Origin of the sequence: Paenibacillus terreus, from assembly GCF_042138595.1 — a bacterium.
In the GTDB taxonomy this organism is placed as follows: Bacteria; Bacillota; Bacilli; order Paenibacillales; family Paenibacillaceae; genus Paenibacillus; species Paenibacillus terreus.
Genome location: NZ_JBHIRX010000002.1, coordinates 28,357 through 44,560, shown reverse-complemented (window position 1 = coordinate 44,560; position 16,204 = coordinate 28,357). Strand labels below are relative to the sequence as shown.

General features: G+C 50.8%; 14 protein-coding genes. 8 read left to right on the top strand and 6 right to left on the bottom strand.

What is annotated here, in order from left to right; translation table 11 throughout:
- The first annotated feature begins 68 nt into the window (after window positions 1–68).
- From ACE5KN_RS04440 to ACE5KN_RS04425, 4 genes are all read left to right on the top strand, one after another.
- Window positions 69–956, top strand: a complete 888-nt coding sequence (locus ACE5KN_RS04440; RefSeq protein WP_375523411.1) for a carbohydrate ABC transporter permease — start codon at window positions 69–71, stop codon at window positions 954–956.
- Window positions 956–1,786 (top strand): carbohydrate ABC transporter permease, encoded by an 831-nt coding sequence (locus ACE5KN_RS04435; RefSeq protein ID WP_375523412.1) that lies wholly within the window; start codon window positions 956–958, stop codon window positions 1,784–1,786. Before ACE5KN_RS04440 ends, ACE5KN_RS04435 begins: the two co-directional genes overlap by 1 nt.
- A gap of 191 nt (window positions 1,787–1,977) precedes the next feature.
- Window positions 1,978–2,547 carry an alpha-helical endospore appendage domain-containing protein gene (locus tag ACE5KN_RS04430; RefSeq protein ID WP_375523413.1) on the top strand — a complete coding sequence of 190 codons (570 nt, stop codon included), beginning with the start codon at window positions 1,978–1,980 and terminating at the stop codon, window positions 2,545–2,547.
- 269 nt (window positions 2,548–2,816) lie between these two features.
- Complete coding sequence (locus ACE5KN_RS04425) at window positions 2,817–4,853, top strand: DUF6359 domain-containing protein (RefSeq protein WP_375523457.1); 2,037 nt, start codon at window positions 2,817–2,819, stop codon at window positions 4,851–4,853.
- An 85-nt stretch (window positions 4,854–4,938) separates the two neighbouring features.
- Here the strand turns inward: ACE5KN_RS04425 and ACE5KN_RS04420 are convergent, their stop codons facing one another.
- The gene (locus ACE5KN_RS04420) at window positions 4,939–5,832 is read right to left on the bottom strand and encodes a LysR family transcriptional regulator (RefSeq protein WP_375523414.1); all 894 of its coding nucleotides are present in this window, start codon (window positions 5,830–5,832) and stop codon (window positions 4,939–4,941) included.
- Window positions 5,833–5,946: 114 nt separating this feature from the next.
- On the opposite strand from ACE5KN_RS04420, the gene ACE5KN_RS04415 reads away from it, so the two are divergent.
- Together ACE5KN_RS04415 and ACE5KN_RS04410 are read left to right on the top strand one after the other, a co-directional pair.
- On the top strand, window positions 5,947–7,332 hold the full coding sequence (locus ACE5KN_RS04415) for an MFS transporter (RefSeq protein WP_375523415.1): 1,386 nt from the start codon (window positions 5,947–5,949) through the stop codon (window positions 7,330–7,332).
- Window positions 7,333–7,432: 100 nt separating this feature from the next.
- Window positions 7,433–9,061 (top strand): bifunctional metallophosphatase/5'-nucleotidase, encoded by a 1,629-nt coding sequence (locus tag ACE5KN_RS04410; protein WP_375523416.1) that lies wholly within the window; start codon window positions 7,433–7,435, stop codon window positions 9,059–9,061.
- A 466-nt stretch (window positions 9,062–9,527) separates the two neighbouring features.
- Here the strand turns inward: ACE5KN_RS04410 and phnE (ACE5KN_RS04405) are convergent, their stop codons facing one another.
- The 4 genes from phnE (ACE5KN_RS04405) to ACE5KN_RS04390 all read right to left on the bottom strand — a co-directional run bounded on the left by phnE (ACE5KN_RS04405) (window position 9,528) and on the right by ACE5KN_RS04390 (window position 13,192).
- The gene (phnE, locus tag ACE5KN_RS04405; RefSeq protein ID WP_375523417.1) at window positions 9,528–10,334 is read right to left on the bottom strand and encodes a phosphonate ABC transporter, permease protein PhnE; all 807 of its coding nucleotides are present in this window, start codon (window positions 10,332–10,334) and stop codon (window positions 9,528–9,530) included.
- A gap of 48 nt (window positions 10,335–10,382) precedes the next feature.
- Complete coding sequence (gene phnE, locus ACE5KN_RS04400; protein WP_375523418.1) at window positions 10,383–11,198, bottom strand: phosphonate ABC transporter, permease protein PhnE; 816 nt, start codon at window positions 11,196–11,198, stop codon at window positions 10,383–10,385.
- Window positions 11,191–12,003 (bottom strand): phosphonate ABC transporter ATP-binding protein, encoded by an 813-nt coding sequence (gene phnC, locus ACE5KN_RS04395; RefSeq protein ID WP_375523419.1) that lies wholly within the window; start codon window positions 12,001–12,003, stop codon window positions 11,191–11,193. The genes phnE (ACE5KN_RS04400) and phnC overlap by 8 nt, the downstream gene beginning before the upstream one ends.
- A 100-nt stretch (window positions 12,004–12,103) precedes the next feature.
- Entirely contained in the window at window positions 12,104–13,192 is a 1,089-nt protein-coding gene (locus ACE5KN_RS04390) for a phosphate/phosphite/phosphonate ABC transporter substrate-binding protein (protein ID WP_375523420.1), read from the bottom strand.
- A 391-nt stretch (window positions 13,193–13,583) separates the two neighbouring features.
- On the opposite strand from ACE5KN_RS04390, the gene ACE5KN_RS04385 reads away from it, so the two are divergent.
- Window positions 13,584–14,432, top strand: coding sequence for a DUF6612 family protein (locus ACE5KN_RS04385; protein WP_375523421.1), 849 nt, complete (start codon window positions 13,584–13,586; stop codon window positions 14,430–14,432).
- Window positions 14,433–14,521: 89 nt separating this feature from the next.
- Here ACE5KN_RS04385 and ACE5KN_RS04380 read toward each other — a convergent pair whose 3' ends face one another.
- On the bottom strand, window positions 14,522–15,406 hold the full coding sequence (locus ACE5KN_RS04380; protein WP_375523422.1) for an NAD(P)-dependent oxidoreductase: 885 nt from the start codon (window positions 15,404–15,406) through the stop codon (window positions 14,522–14,524).
- Between the two features lie 240 nt (window positions 15,407–15,646).
- On the opposite strand from ACE5KN_RS04380, the gene ACE5KN_RS04375 reads away from it, so the two are divergent.
- A complete protein-coding gene (locus tag ACE5KN_RS04375; RefSeq protein ID WP_375523423.1) occupies window positions 15,647–16,189 on the top strand; it encodes a hypothetical protein in 543 nt (180 codons plus the stop codon).
- Window positions 16,190–16,204 lie beyond the last annotated feature (15 nt).

Genomic DNA, 16,204 nt, shown 5'->3' with positions numbered 1-16,204 from the left:
AGCCGAAGGGGGTTTACTTTGTAGATCGGCAATAACTGACATCATTTTTATATTAAAAGAGGTGCGCTATGTTCAAACAAGGGAGAAAGTGGGCCGACAGACTCGAGTTCGGGCTGTTCACATGGCCGGTATTATTGTGCGTAATTATCGCCTTTTATGTTCCTTTCCTGATGACCATACGATATTCTCTCACCCAGTGGAACGGAATTTCCAAGCATCCGAAATTTGTCGGATTGGATAACTTCAAGCAAATCCTGATGGGTGACGCCAACTTCGCCCATGCAGCCTGGTTTACCGTCAAGTATGCGATCCTTTACATTGTTCTGGTGAACGTGCTGGCGATTCTGCTGGCCGTAATATTGGATATGAAGCTGAAAAGCTCGGCCTGGCTGCGGGCGGCCTTCTTCGTCCCCTATATTCTCAGCCTCGTCATCGTCGGTTTTATCTGGAAATTCATTTTTATGCAGGGCTTTGAATCGCTTGGCGAGAGCACGGGCTGGGGCATCTTTCAGCTCAGCTGGCTCGGGGAGGAAGGGCTTGCCTTTATTTCAATACTAGCCGTCTCGATCTGGCAATCCATCGGTTTTTATATGGTGATCTATATCGCGGGGCTGCAATCCGTGCCTGAAGATCTAAAGGAAGCGGCCATCGTGGACGGGGCGGGTCCTGTCCGCAGATTTTTCAGCATCGTGCTGCCGCTGCTGGCTCCATCCATTACGATATCCGTCTTTATGGCACTGACCAATTCCATCAAGGTGTTCGATGTGATCCTGTCTCTGACCGGAGGCGGACCAGGCGGCACCACCTACAGTATCGCTTATGATATTTACCGGGATACGTTCCAGAACAACCTGTACGGTTACGGAACGGCCAAAGCGCTTATTTTGTTCGTTGCGGTACTGATCATCACCGTAATTCAATTGGGTATTTTCAAACGCAGGGAGGTTGAAGCCTGATGAAAAAAAATAAAGCCGGGCGCATCCTGCTCGAGATCGTAATGATTATTTTGTCGCTCCTGTTCCTGTATCCGCTGTTCCTGGCCGTGAACAACTCGTTCAAAAGCTTCGGCGAGGTCATGACGGATGTCATTGCATTGCCGCAGAAGCTGAGCTTCGAGAATTACGCTTATGTATGGGAGTTCATTAACTATCCGAAGCTCTTTATCAATAACACGATTATTACCGTACTGGGATTGGTGGGCATCATCCTCATCTCCTCCATCGCCGCTTACAAGCTGGCACGGACAAAAACCCGCTGGAGCGGGGTGATCTATATTCTGTGCATCATGCCGATGCTCATTCCGTTCCAGTCCATCATGCTGACCGTACTGCGTGTAGCCAAAGACCTGCACCTGTCCGACAGCACCTGGGGCCTCGGCCTGCTGTACTGGGGCTTCGGCGCTCCGCTGGCCGTATTCATCTATCACGGCTTCGTGAAGGGCATTCCCATGGAGATTGACGAAAGCGCCAAGATCGACGGAGCCTCCGGCTTCCGCATGTTCTTCTCCGTCATCTTCCCGCTGCTGAAATCCGTAACGGCCACGATTGTCATCATTGACGTCATGTGGATCTGGAACGACTTCCTGCTGCCGCTGCTTATGGTCAACGGCTCGCCGGATACGAAGACACTTACGCTTGCCGCTTACACCTTCGTCGGACAGTATACCTCGGATTGGCAGTATGCGATGACCGCGATGGTGATGGCCGTCCTGCCTTCCATCATCGTCTTCATCTTCCTGCAAAAATATATCGTAAAAGGCGTTGTCGCCGGGGCTGTGAAAGGCTGATCCGGAGTAACGCACAGCAGCCCCCGACCGCTTATCCGGCCGGGGGTTGTTCATTTTCCAGCTTGCTGTTGCACCTTTTGCACTATCGGTTCTGTATGTCCAACTTTATCTTTCCAACATCCACTATTACCCATACCCGCGTATAACCAGGTGAATAAGCTATTGCACACCTTACAAAAGGAGTGGTTGGTTTGTCACAAGCAAATTTGCCAAACATTACACCAACGATCGACATTACAAGAAAAGATGCGATAACCTTGATCATTGCGTCCATTGCGATGGAGGAGCTAGGATTAAGTCACATTCTAAATGCAGAGGGGGAGAAACTGCAATACGTATTGGGCACCTTGCCTGGCGTATCCGCGCCGGCAGTGACACTTAGCGATTTGCTGGCAGTAAATGACAGCATCCGTAAAACCCTGAAAGTAACGACAAATAAGGATTGGGTTCTAAAACAAAAATTAGAAACCGCTATATGTGCTTCCGATGATCCAGTAGGTCCAGTAGGACCAACATGTGTACCCGTCATGTCTAGGGAAGTTATTCTTTGCGGCCCTACTTTGGAGAGTATCCCTGTCATAAGGTGCATGCCAGTCAATTATGATGGTCCAACACCATGTGTACCGCTCTCTTTTGCATCAAATGCACCTTGTGTTCCAGTGCCTCCTCCAGGTTGTGTCCTATCTGTAGAGCCTACCGGTGTAACATGTATACCAATATCGGCTGCAGACGAAATCTTGCTAAAAGCACCAAGATGCTAGTCTACGAAAATTAGACAACCCTCATCAAGGAACAGTGGCGGCTGAATACTTTCGGCTGCCACTCCCATAATCAGCACCTCCCCAGAGACGCGTTACCTCTTCATGCTGCTTCTGTGCAGAAAGAACTATTTTTCCGGAATTTTATGATATTATTACAAAATAAGGGTCAAAAATCATCATTTCTGCGTTACTCTCTAGAGGGATACAAAAAATTCCACTCAGGAGGGATTATATTGAAGATTCGATGGTTCAAGCTTGGAGCCAGCCTGATGCTCATGCTCACAGTCGTATTTACGGGATGGGCAGGAGCTGGAGTACAGCGGGCATTCGCCACGGATGTGCTGACCGTCAGCCAAGCGATTGCACAGGGAAGCAGCGGTAAACAGGCCACGGTGGAGGGCTATATCGTCGGACATGCTTCCGGATCAAATGCAGCGGATTTTACAGCACCTTTTTCCAATGATTATAACGTACTGATCGCAGATGCTGCCGGTGAGCAGGACAAGAGCAAGCTCCTGGATGTGCAAATCACTTCCGATTACCGGGCAGAGTATGGCCTGCAAACCAATCCCGATCTGATCGGCACGAAAATCCGGGTGACTGGCACACTGGCTGCTTACAATAACTTTCCCGGTGTGAAAAGTCCCTCCAATATAACGCTGGCATCGGAGCCGGGGGACGGCGGTGAGCCCGGTGGAGACGATGGCGGGAATAATGGCGGTGGTGGCGACGGCACCGATCCTGGCACCGATCCTGGCAGCAGCCCGGGGAGCGATCCGGAACTGGAAAACGGAGCGGGCAAAAAAGTGCTCTTTGACAATGCACATGGTCAAACGGCCGGTGCAGCGGACTGGGTCATTGACGGCGCATTCTCCGATTTCGCCGACGCCCTGGCAGCCGAGCAATTTGAGGTCGATCAGCTCGACCGGACCATCCCCTACACGTTCGGGGAACAGGCCATCACCTATGACAAGCTGAAGGACTATGACGTCTTTATCGTTGGGGAAGCCAACATTCCGTTCAAGCAGTCGGAACAGGAGGCTATTCTGCGTTTTGTTAATGAAGGCGGCGGCCTGTTCTTCATTGCCGACCATTATAACGCTGACCGGAACAAAAACCGCTGGGACGCCTCTGAGGTTATGAACGGCTACCGCCGCGGGGCCTACACCAATCCGGCGAAGGGCATGTCCGCCGCTGAAGCTGCCTCTCCTGCCATGCAGGGTGTCGTCAGCTCGGACTGGCTGGCCGATAATTTTGGGCTCCGCTTCCGCTACAACGCCATCGGTGACGTGAGTGCCACCGACATTGTGAAGCCTTCCCAGGCTTTCGGCATTACGTCCGGCGTTGATTCCGTCGCCATGCACGCCGGTTCGACGATCGCTATTCTTGATCCCGCCCAGGCCAAGGGCATCGTGTATCTTCCTGCGGGCGGCGTTCCTGCCTGGAGCTACGCGGTGGATCAAGGTGTCTACAACGGAGGCGGACGGGCAGAAGGCGCCTATGCGGCCATTGCCAAACGGGGGCTAGGCAAAGCAGCCTTTATCGGTGATTCCTCGCCTGTGGAAGACGCGACACCAAAGTATCTGCGTGAGGAAACCGGCACGACCAAGAAGACCTACGATGGCTTCAAGGAAGAAGATGACGGTGTCTTCCTCGTCAATACAGTCAAATGGCTCGCCATGCAGGAGGACTACACCGCCTTTGACCAGGTGCACGGTCTGACACTGGATACCCCGACCTCTCTGCTGCCTATGGAAACGCCGTCCGCTTCCACCGAGCCGCAAGCAGAGCCATGGGATGAGCCGGCTCCCGGTTATCTGTGGTACGACCCGACCACATTCAAGCCCGGATCGTACGGCTCGACAGAAAGCCCCGGTCAACCTGCCGGGTTCAGCTTTACCGTTCCGGAAGGCCTGGCTGCAGGCGGCACGTATACGATGACCCTGACGGCAAACGGCCTTTCGGCCGGAGAAACGGTCTCCGGCCTTAGTGTCGGCATGTATCTGCCTGGCGGTGAGCAGATTGCCCGCTTCCAGGACGAGAACGGCAATTGGTCCTCGTATGGCTACAGCCCGGCCTTCACGGTGACAGCCGATCTTGACGGCAAAGCCGAGCAAACGCTAACCTTTCAGCTGAAGTCCGGCATATCCGGCTCGGCCAACCTGCGTTTGAAAAAAGGGAGCAGCAATGTGCTGACACAGCCGATAACCATCGCTGCCTCCAACGCTTCCGCCGCGGATGTTCACGGCATGCTTCGCCAGACTAACCGGACTCTTTCCCCGGTTCCTTCAGCTCTTGCAAGCTGAAGCAGTTTAAATCAACTATTTGCTGCCCCCGCCTGCTGGCGGCGGGCGGCTTTTTAGTATGGGCTATGCAAAAATATTTGAACTTTCATTTTTCCCGCACATCTCTTGATAAAGACCCGAAATATTCTACCACTACCTCGCGGAATTCCAGAGCAGCCCGCGAAATGTATCGACTCCGGTGCCATAACAAAGCAATCTCCCGCACCAGTTTGTGTTCCTCTACTTGGAGAAATTTAATGTCTTCTTGTGAAATCGCTGCCGTGCCCGGGATAAAGGCCATTCCAATTTCTGCTTTCACAAGAGAGATAAGCCTTGCAGGTTCATCCCCCTCGTACACATATTTAGGTGTAAAACCGACCGATTGGCATACAGCGTCGACTAAATCGCGTGTGCCATAACCTCTCTTTACCCCCACAAACCTTTCATCTCTTAGTTCGGTAAGGGATACGCTGCTTCGGTCTGCCAGCCGATGCTCCTTTGGAACGGCAACCAGAATGGGTTCGATGAATACGATTTGACATTCAATGTCATCCCCTTTTATGGGAGGTGAGGACAAGCAATAGTCGACCTCCCCTCTATGAAGAAGTGTAATCATCTCCTGCATGCTCAGCATCTGTACATGATATTGGACATCAGGCCGCTTTTTGCGAAACTCTCGCAGGATATTGGGCAGCGAACTTGCAGTGGTCACCGCCAATTCAAGTGTGCCCTGCCCCTGGCTGGATAAATCCCGGATCTCCTGTTTCCCCTGTTCCAATTCAAACAAGGCCCTTTCCGCACGTCGAAGAAATTTGTTGCCAAACTCATTCAATCGCAGCTTTCTCCCTGCCCGATCAAATAAAGGTGCACCCAGATCCTCCTCCAGGCGTTGAATCGTTTTGCTTAGTGACGATTGGGTAACGTGCAAACTTCGCGCAGCTTCGGTCATATGTTCCATTCTGGCGACCTTGAGAAAATATTGCAGTTGAAGAAGTTCCATTTTGCACCTCCATTCATTCCTTTCAGTCTATCAAATAATAACATCAAATGCGTTGGAATAAATAATTGATTTCAAGTACGATGGCATCAGTCGTTTTGATTGGGGGGATTAAAAATGAATGTTCGCAGCAGGTGGTTGATGATTTCCGTTGGACTGGGGGTGCTTTTGAATCCATTAAATTCCTCGATGATTTCTGTTGCTATTCCAAGACTGCAAGGAGCGTATCACCTTGACTTTACGGTTGTTTCCTGGCTTATTTTTGCTTTTTACATTGCCAGTGCTGTCGCGCAGCCTGTCATGGGAAAGGCGAGTGATTTATTCGGCCGCAGGAAGATATTTCTTGCCGGGCTTGTTACAGCCTTCATTCCATCCTTGCTCGCTCCGCTATCGCCGAGCTTTGGGTGGCTCATCGTGTTCCGTATTGTGCAAGCCATCGGAACCAGCATGATGGGTGGAGTTGGAATGACAATTGTGCGAATTCATATTACGGAAAAACAAGCGTCCGCGCTGTCCCTTTTGTCGATATTCTTATCCGGAGCTGCAGCCATCGGCCCGTTTATTGGCGGGGTCCTCATTCACTGGTGGGATTGGCCTGCCATCTTTCTCGTCAATATTCCGTTCGTGGCGGCGAGCTTTCTATTAGCATGGAGGGCAATTCCTAAAGACGAACCGCTGACTTCCTCCGCAAACAGCATGTCCTTTCGTAAATGGTTTGATTTGCTTGATGTGCCGGGAATCCTGCTCTTCACAGCAGGTTTGGTAGCCTTGCTCGTTGGGCTGCTGTCAGCAAAATCATCCGGGCACGTCTCATTAAGCCATGTCATTGTCGGCTTGGCAGGGCTCGCACTGCTTACAGCTTTCGTACGGCTTGAGCTAAAAACAAAGTCGCCCTTTATTCCATTACGAGCATTCGCCAAGTATCCTGCAATGACCTGGATCAATGTCGAGTTCATGCTCGTTAACGTGCTGTATTACTCGCTTTTTTTCGGGCTGCCCTCCTATTTGCAAACGGTACGTCATGTCAGCGAATTTCATACAGGAATTCTCATGCTGACCCTGGGCTTGTGCTCGCTCATCGCTTCCCCAATAGCAGGGCGATGGATAGATAAATCAGGCCCTCAACCAGCCTTGCTGTTATCCGGAATGCTGATGACATTAGGGTCAGTGTGGCTCGTGACATTGAATCAAGCTTCACCGGTCATCAGTGTATGTTTGGCATTGGCAGCATTCGGCATCAGCAACGGATTGAACAGCGTTGGCTTACAGGCGGCCTTGTTCAAGAGTTCTCCAAAAGAAATGATCGGTGTGGCCTCCGGAGTATTTAATACATCGAGATATATCGGAACCATTTTATCTTCATTGCTGACAGGCATCGTGATGGGGAGCCAGTTCAGCGCCGGGGGGTTTAAATTGCTGGGGGTCATCCTTACGTTCATTGCACTTTCCTTGGTTTTCATGAGTCTGAGGCACCGGGGGTCAGGGCAACGGCAAGAGCCATAGGTTCACTCAAACTTTTTTTACATTGCTTTTACATGCCACATACAAAAAAAAGACGGCCAGGCGCTAATCTATAGAAGTGAACAGAAGGAGGAGCATCGTTATGCCAACAAAAACACGCAGCCGGGTTGCCGTCTTGACGACAAGTGATATTCACGGCTTTATTCAGCCCTATTCGTATACCGAGGGCGGGCCGTCTGACCTTGGCTTTGCCCGGACTGCAAATCTGATCGAGAACGAGCGCAGCATATGGGGCGATCATATGCTTTATGTGGACAATGGCGACAACCTTCAGGGCTCGCCGCTTGCCTATTACCAGGCTAAAGTGGACAGCTCCGGGGAAAATGTGATGATTTCAAGCTTAAACGCAGCCGGGTGCAGTGCCGCAGTCGTAGGCAATCATGAATTTAATTTCGGACTTGCCTATTTGCGCGAGGCGATGCGCCAATCGGCATTTCCCTGGCTGTCGGCCAATATTTTGTCTGCCGCAAGCGGCGAAGCCGCCTTTGGCACGCCATACCTTATTCATGACACCCCTGACGGCATCCGGATTGCTGTGCTGGGCCTGACAACCGCGCATATTCCGGTATGGGAGCTGCCCGAGCATATTGAAGGGCTGCGCTTTGTGGACCCCGTGGAATGTGCAAAGCGCTGGGTCCCCTATCTGCGGAACCAGGAAGCGGCCGACGTTGTTGTTGTCGCTTATCATGGCGGTTTTGAGCGGGACCTGCAAACTGGCGAACCCACTGAAACGCTGACGGGAGAGAACCAGGGTTTCGCTCTTTGTCAGGAGGTTGAAGGGATCAATGTGCTGCTGACAGGACATCAGCACCGGCAAATCGAGAACGCCATGTTAAATGGCGTATGTGTCATCCAGCCCGGGACGCAGGGTCAATTTCTCGGCAGAGTTATCCTCGAACTGGAGCTGGACGAGGAAAAGCAAACAGCAGCCTGCACGCTCGGTGCAAAACGAGGCTGGAGAGTGGTGGCCAAACACGCAGAGCTTCTTCCTGCTGGAGAGGCTGAGCCGCTGGACCGAATTCTGGAGCCGACAGCTACGGTTGAAGCAGGCCTGCAGCGCTGGCTGGATGAGCCTATAGGCGAAACGGAAGGAAATATGCGCATCACGGATGTCCGGCAGGCGCGGCTTGAGGAGCATCCGTTCATCGAATGGATCAACAAAGTACAGATGGAAGTAAGCGGAGCGCGGATCTCCTGCACCGCCTTGTTTGACGAAAGCAGCCCCGGCTTCGGGGAACGCATCTCCATGCGGGACATCCTTGCCAATTACAAATTTCCCAACACCCTGCGTGTCCTGCGGGTGACAGGCCGGGACATCCGCGAGGCGCTGGAAAAATCCGCCGAATATTTCATGCTGGAGGAAGACGGCCAGGTCGGCGTGAGTCCTGCATTCCTGCTGCCCAAGCCCCAACCCTACAACTACGACATGTGGGAGGGTGTGGAATATGTCCTGGATGTTTCCCGCCCATCTGGCGAGCGGGTCGTTCAGCTGGAAGTGGATGGTTCGCCGCTTCTTTCCGATGCAGAATATGATGTCGTGATGAACAACTACCGCGCTGGCGGCGGGGGCGGGTTTGACATGTTCCGGGGCAAACCTGTCGTGCGGGAGCTGCAGATAGACATGGCGGAGCTGCTTGCCGACTATATCCGCACGAAGCGAATCATTAAGGCGAGTGTGAACCACAACTGGCAGGTCATCGGGGGAAATTGAAAAGGCTCAAAACCGAGATCGGCACTTGGCCCGGGAATGGAATTGGCGCGGGTGCGTATAAAAGCGCGTAAACTCTAATGGTTGTGAGCGACGCTATTTGGGTAAAAACAGGAGCTTACAAGATGTAACGGTCGCCAGCGAGTTTATTTCCCGTTTTTCCGCAGATAAGGGGCTGTTTCACCTAAATTAGCGCACCTGCGACCGTTAGAAAAGAAACCTTGTTCTTCTCGGTCTAATAAGCGCTACCACAACCGTTAACCAAGAAATGTACCGGTTAGATCGATCATCCGAGGCAGCCCATTGGTATAGCACCATGTTTTAGATTTGAGACAAATAATAATCCTAGAAATACGGGGGACAGCAGCGACTGGAGGAATACTTTGTTCCCGAAACGTCTCGCAACAGCTAAAGGGACTCAGGTCCATAGAACTTGAAGTCCCCTTTATCACTTCTCCGCCGCAACATGCTATCCTTTGACTAATTTGGTCCGAAGCCGGTTGGATACCCATTCAATAATTAAAATAAGCACAACGAGCCCGATCAGAAGGGACCCGACCTCGCTCCATTTATAACTTCTCATGGCGAAAATAAGCGGCGCGCCTATCCCCCCAGCTCCAACTAGCCCCAGAATGGAGGCTTCACGCATATTCATATCAAATCGGTAGATCATGACTGATAAAAACATGGATAACAGCTGCGGCACAATGCCAAACCGGATCTTTTCAAATGTCGTACAGCCGACTGAGGTCATCGATTCCAGCACACGGGTATCCAGTTCCTCAATGGCATCCACAAACAGCTTGGCCAGCATCCCGATGGAGACAAGCCCAAGTGTAAGAACCCCCGCAAAAGGCCCCGGCCCCGTAACCCGGATAAACATCAATCCATAGACGAGTGCCGGAATGGTCCGAATCGTAATAAGGACAAGCCTAGTCAGCCATGACACGGGCCTCGGAACGATATTGGAGGCAGCCAAAAAAGCAAGCGGAACCGCCAGCACCGAGCCTACAAGCGTACCAAGGAAAGCAATGGCAACGGTTTGAACGAGTAAAAATAAAACACCCTGTGCGGTGAAATTGAACAGCAGGCCGAGGTCCGGCTGCAACAGCCCTTTAAAAATATTAAGCGCAATCCGTGCTCCGCTTTGATCCATATCCTGAAAGCTTACAGACGTCAGCGACCAGACAAAAAGCACCAGCACGACCGCCGCGACGGTCAGGATATAACGAGACTTGCGCGGTGCAGCAAGCAGCTGCTTTTCTAATGTAGACATAACTCAAACTTCTCCCTTATAGAAAAACCTGACTTTTTGAACACGCACTTATATTAGCTTTTTCCGGAAATGCTCGCTTACCGCCTCAATCAGGTATACGGTTACGATTAACGCCAGAATAATCATGCCGACGCCAGAATAATCGCGCCAGCCCAGGTTCTCATTGATGAGCAGGCCAATCCCCCCGGCCCCGACATAACCCAGAATGGCCGCATAACGAACATTTCCCTCAAAGCAAAACAGAGAGGTCGACAGATAGCCTGGAAGCACCTGGGGGAGGGTCGCATAACGAAAGGCCTGAATTCTCGTCATTCCGAGAGACTCCATCGCTTCAAAGGAGCCCATATCGACATTCTCAATTTGCTCATAGAGCAGCTTTCCGACATAGGACAGGGTAAACAGCATAATCGCGACCGTGCCTGCCATGGGACCGAGCCCGAAAATAAAGGTTGCGATCAGCGCCGTCACGAGTGTGGGCAGCGTTCTCAGGAGACTTAACACTGTTTTGCTGATGACCACAACCACTTTGTTATGAACAATATTCGAAGAAGCGAGCACGGCAGCGGGCAGAGCCAGCAGTGCTCCGATCATGGAGCCGAGCAGGGACATCTTGAGCGTATCAAGCAGCGGTCCCAAAATTCCCGGGAAGCTGCCCCAATTTGGCGGAATCATGTCGCCGATGATCACGAAGAACTGGCCGATGCGCTGAGCAAGGATATCCATTTTAAAGTCGGTGAATTGGATGGATGCAATTGTACAGATCACCAGGATCAGCAGAACAAACGGCGTCCGCGACCTTTTTTGCAAAACGGCCTTACCGTTGGGCAGGTTTATTTTCCGGGGGGAAAAGATTCTGTCAAACATACAGCGAGCTCCCTCCTGCCGGAAGCTGCTCCGCCACGCTCTCCTGCAAAGCTGCCTTCTCCTCCGCCCATTTGCCGCCATAGATATGGTCAAGAATTTCCGGCGTCACCTTGGATACCTCTCCGTCGAATACAACCTCCCCTTTTCTGATTCCGATAATCCTGTCCGCATATTCCAGGGCCATATCCACATGGTGAATATTCATAATGACGGAAATGTTCATGGCTTTATTGATATTTTTGAAATCGTCCATCACCACCCGGGACGTCACCGGGTCGAGTGATGCAATCGGCTCGTCCGCAAGAATGATATCCGGATTCTGAGCAAGCGTCCGCGCAAGGGCAACCCGCTGCTGCTGGCCGCCGGACAGCTGATCCACGCGAATAAAGGCTTTATCCAGAATTCCCACTTTATCAAGAGCCTCCAGCGCTTTGAACCTCTGCTCCTTCGTAAATATGCCTGCCCATTTGCGCCACAACGGAAGCTCAGGTACAAAGGAAACCAGCACATTGTTGATCACGGTAGTTCTCGTCACCAGGTTAAAGGATTGAAAAATCATGCCGATTCTGCGGCGGAAACGGCGTATTTGCCCGCCTTTCAGCTTGGCCACATCGACATCGTCCACCAGCAATGTGCCGCCGGTGATCTCATGCATCCGGTTGATGCAGCGGATGAGCGTTGACTTGCCTGCCCCGGATAAACCGATCACAGCCACAAATTCACCCTGCCCGATTTTCAGATTAATGTTACGTAATGCGGTCGTCCCGTTGGAATAGGTTTTTTCTACATTCATAAATTCGATCATGGTAATACTCCAATCCAAAAAATGAGAACATCAACAACGCTGATGTTCTCATTAGGTTTTATTTAGTATTACTTGTAAGCGCGATGTTCAATGAAAGCTGTTACTTCTTCATGCTTCTCAGAAGCTCCTGTGCTTTTCTTTCGCCATCATAGTCGGATGCCTGAGCTTCCTTGTACCCTTCATGAGTATAAACCGCAATGACCTCTTTTCCTTCAGGCGTCTGGGCAATGGCGATGAACGCACGCTGCAGCGCTGCTTTGAAATCATCATCCATCAGCGGGCCGGTTTTGCTGACACTGATTGTATCGTTGTAAATCGGCTGCGTCACACCAATCACATTCGTTTCGTCCCAGATGGTACCCTTGCGGCCAAAGTCGGTTGTCCATTGACCCTCGTAATCTCTTCTTGCGTCGGCATAAGCCACGATAATGTCCGCCTGCCCTGCTGCCAGCCGTGCGAAGGAGCTGCCGTAGGAATCCGATTGGACTACATGAGCAAGATCCGTAATGCTCTTTTGGTAATGATCCTGCAGCCACAGTGTCGGATAAATATAACCGGCAGAGGAGGAAGAAGACATCACAGCCCAGTTCGCACCGTTCAGATCATCCCAGGTCAGTTCTTCGCCTTTATTCACTTTTTCCGCCAAAGCCTTTCCTTTTTCAGAAGGACCGGTAATAAAAAGACTGCGGTAATAGGTAACCTGCTCATCTGTTGGCTTGGTAGGTTTATTATCGTTCCATTCCTTTGCAGCATCCGAATCATTGGACAGCCCCGCACGGGTTGCCGTCAAAATCACATCTGCGCCATCATCATACAAAGCATATGTACCGCCCGGAATAAAACCGATGTCTGTAGTTCCGGCTGACAGCGCTTCTCCTACCGCTTCGTAAGTCGTACCCACATTAATATCTACGTTATCTACCGTATATCCTTCGGTTTGCAGCTGTTTTTTCAACAACTCTTTGAGCGGCTCCGTTGTCGTAATGATTTGTTCCGGATCCTTGGATGGCACAAAGCTCACTTTAAGCTCTTGAATTTCCTTATTTCCGGAAGCAGTGCCACTGGATGATTCGTTTGCAGCCTGACTCTCCGAGGCGTTGGTGTCAGTGGTTGCGCTGCCGGAACCACAGCCGGCCAACAGTGCGATGACCAAAGTAAACAAGGTAAGAAGCATGAATTTGTTTTTCACTTACAAAAGACCCCTTTTTAGTGGATTGATAACGATATTGCTTCGAAACATGAACTATCATACTTCCAAAGCATCAGAGAGGGGTTAATGCTATGTAAAAAGAATGAAAAACCTTACTTTTATTGTAAAGAAGAACCCCAATGTGCTGATAGATTTACAAATTCATACAAATGCGAAAATTTAAAATTTTAATCACTTGATATATAAATAATGGTTTTCCATAATATTACTTTCCAGACGGAAAATTTGTGACCTTCCACCTAGAAGCTGCTTAAAATCTGGTCATTATCTACCTTTTCTATGAAAGGTTCAAGTAAGGTATTTAGTCCGCTGTTTTCACACCAGCAATTGGATATCATTACATATAGATTATAATTAGGGGGAACTTGCTTTGAAGAAATGGACATCTGTGTTATTAGGAACCGTATTGATTGCCAGTATTACCGCTTGTGGAAAAGAGGAAGCGCAAAGTCCTGCGGGAAACACTGCAACTAAGCCAGGAACGGAACAAACCGCCCCGGCTGAATCCATTCCTACAGCAAAAGAGCTGATTGAAAAGGTAACGGCCGCCGGCCAGGAAATGAAAAGCTTATCGATGGACAGCACCATTAAACAGGATATCACCATCAATGCCAACGGAACGGAGCAAACCCAGAAAGTCAACATGAACATGAAGGTGGATATGGTCGATGAGCCATTCGCCATGTATCAGGAAATGACGATGGCCATGCCTGACTCCGAGCCGCAGGATATCAAACAATACATAACTTCCGACGGGGTATACACCAATGTGGATGGCTCGTGGGTAAAGGTTCCTGACGAGACAGCCGCGCCAATACTGGAGCAGATGAAAGCCCAAGGCAGCCCGGAAGAGCAGCTCAAACAGCTGGAATCGATCATTGATGACGTTAAAGTAACGGATGAAGGCGAGCATTATAAGCTGGCGGCTGCGGTATCCGGCGACAAGGTGAAGGATCTGGCGAAAAGCTACATGGAGCAGTCCAGCGGCGGCGACGCTTCCACGGCAGTCATGCTGGACCAGATGGATATCAAGAGCATGAATATGTCCTACAATATTGATAAAAAAACCAACTTCCCTGTTGACTTTAACGTAACCATGGATATGGGAATGGACTTGGAAGGGCAGAAGATGCAAATCAAGATGGACATGCAGGGCAAAATGAGCAATTTTAATAAAGTGGAAGTGACGATTCCGGAGGAAGTGCGCAAGGCTAAATAGTGGAGATTGAGAAAATCAGCAACTTTTAAAAAAAATTAAGCAACCGAATCCCGTATGCTTATAGGACTCAGGTTGCTTAATTTTTTTCTTTATTCCTTCACCCAATGCTTGTACAGCACCTGCGTCCCTTTTTCGTCATAACCCAGCTCAGACAGCTGCCGATACAAGGACACTGCCAACGCCAGCCCCGGGGTGTCCATCCCCATTTCTTTGGCTGATTCCAGTGCAATTCCCATATCCTTGATAAAATGCTTCACATAAAAGCCAGGCTCGAAGTTGCCGGCAATCATGCGTGGTCCCAAATTGCTCAGCGACCAGCTTCCCGCCGCTCCGCTCTCGATGCTCTTCAGCACCTGCTCGGGATCCAGCCCCGCATGCTTGGCATAGGCAAGCGCCTCGCATACACCGATCATATTTGTGGCAATGGCGATCTGGTTGCACATTTTCGTATGCTGCCCTGCGCCAGCCTTACCCTGCAGCACAATGTTGGTTCCCATCAGCTTGAGGATGGGCAGCACCGCTTCGTAATCCTCCTGATGGCCGCCGACCATAATGGACAGTCTCGCTTCCCTTGCCCCTATATCCCCGCCGGATACCGGAGCATCCAGCGCATGTTGCCCTTTTGCTGCCGCGGCTTCATAAATCCGCTTGGCCAGAAGTGGACTTGAGGTAGTCATATCGATCAGGTAAGCACCGCTGCGGGCGTGCGCGATCAGGCCGTCCTCTCCAAGATAGATTTGCTCCACATCCCGGGGATATCCGACCATCGTGATGACCACATCACACTCGGCTGCCAGCTTGGCGGGAGTATCCTGCCACACTGCCCCCTCCTGCACCAGCTCGTCGGCTTTGGACGCCGTCCGTGTGTACACATGTACCTTATGACCCGCCTTCAAAATGTGCCGGGCCATGCTCTTTCCCATGACTCCTGTTCCGATAAAACCTACGGTCGCTTGCTCCAATTTGCTGCTCATCTCTATTCCTCCATTTACTCATATCCGTTTTGGCATGACATGACAAGCTTGTTCTCTCCATCATACCATCGGGTCGAGGGGAGGTAAATGCAGCCATCCCCCAGTTCCATCTTGTGGTATTTTTCCCTTTAATATTGTTTAACTTACTTTACATATGGTTAAATAAAAAACAAGGTAGCTACAAAACTCGCGTCCTCATGAAAGCTGTATATGGGGCGTAGAATCCACAGGAGGTCAGCTATGAAATTTTTAGCGAGTCTTATGCTTGCCGTCTCCCTGCTCACCCTCGCCGCCTGCTCGAACAACGACGGAGCGACGAACAGCGGACAAAATACTACTGAGAACACGCAAACTCAGCCAGGCACGGAACCTAATGCAGAAACCGGCCAGAACGGTGAAACCGATCCGGGAACAGAACCCGCGGGAGCAGAGGAACTAACAGCAGACAGCATTAAAACCGCAATTCAAAAGGAAGGCATTACCCTTACATCCAGCAAGGCCGAAAACGATTGGGTGCTGAACGGCACACAGCCTGACCGTAACACCGTGAAAACAAAGTCCGGCGAAGAAGAAGTCGTTACTATTTACACCTTCGACTCCGAAGAAGCACGTCAGGCAGGGCTGGCCAATTTCAAAGAGCAGACCGCGAGCCTGCCTTTAAAATACCTGGCATTTGAACACAAAAATGCTCTGATTCTGTACTACTATAACGCTGAAGAAACGACTGATCCGGCTTCCACCGAATACGGCGCCGAGCTGGACAAGACGCTGAAATCTCTGTAATTTACTCTAGGGAAG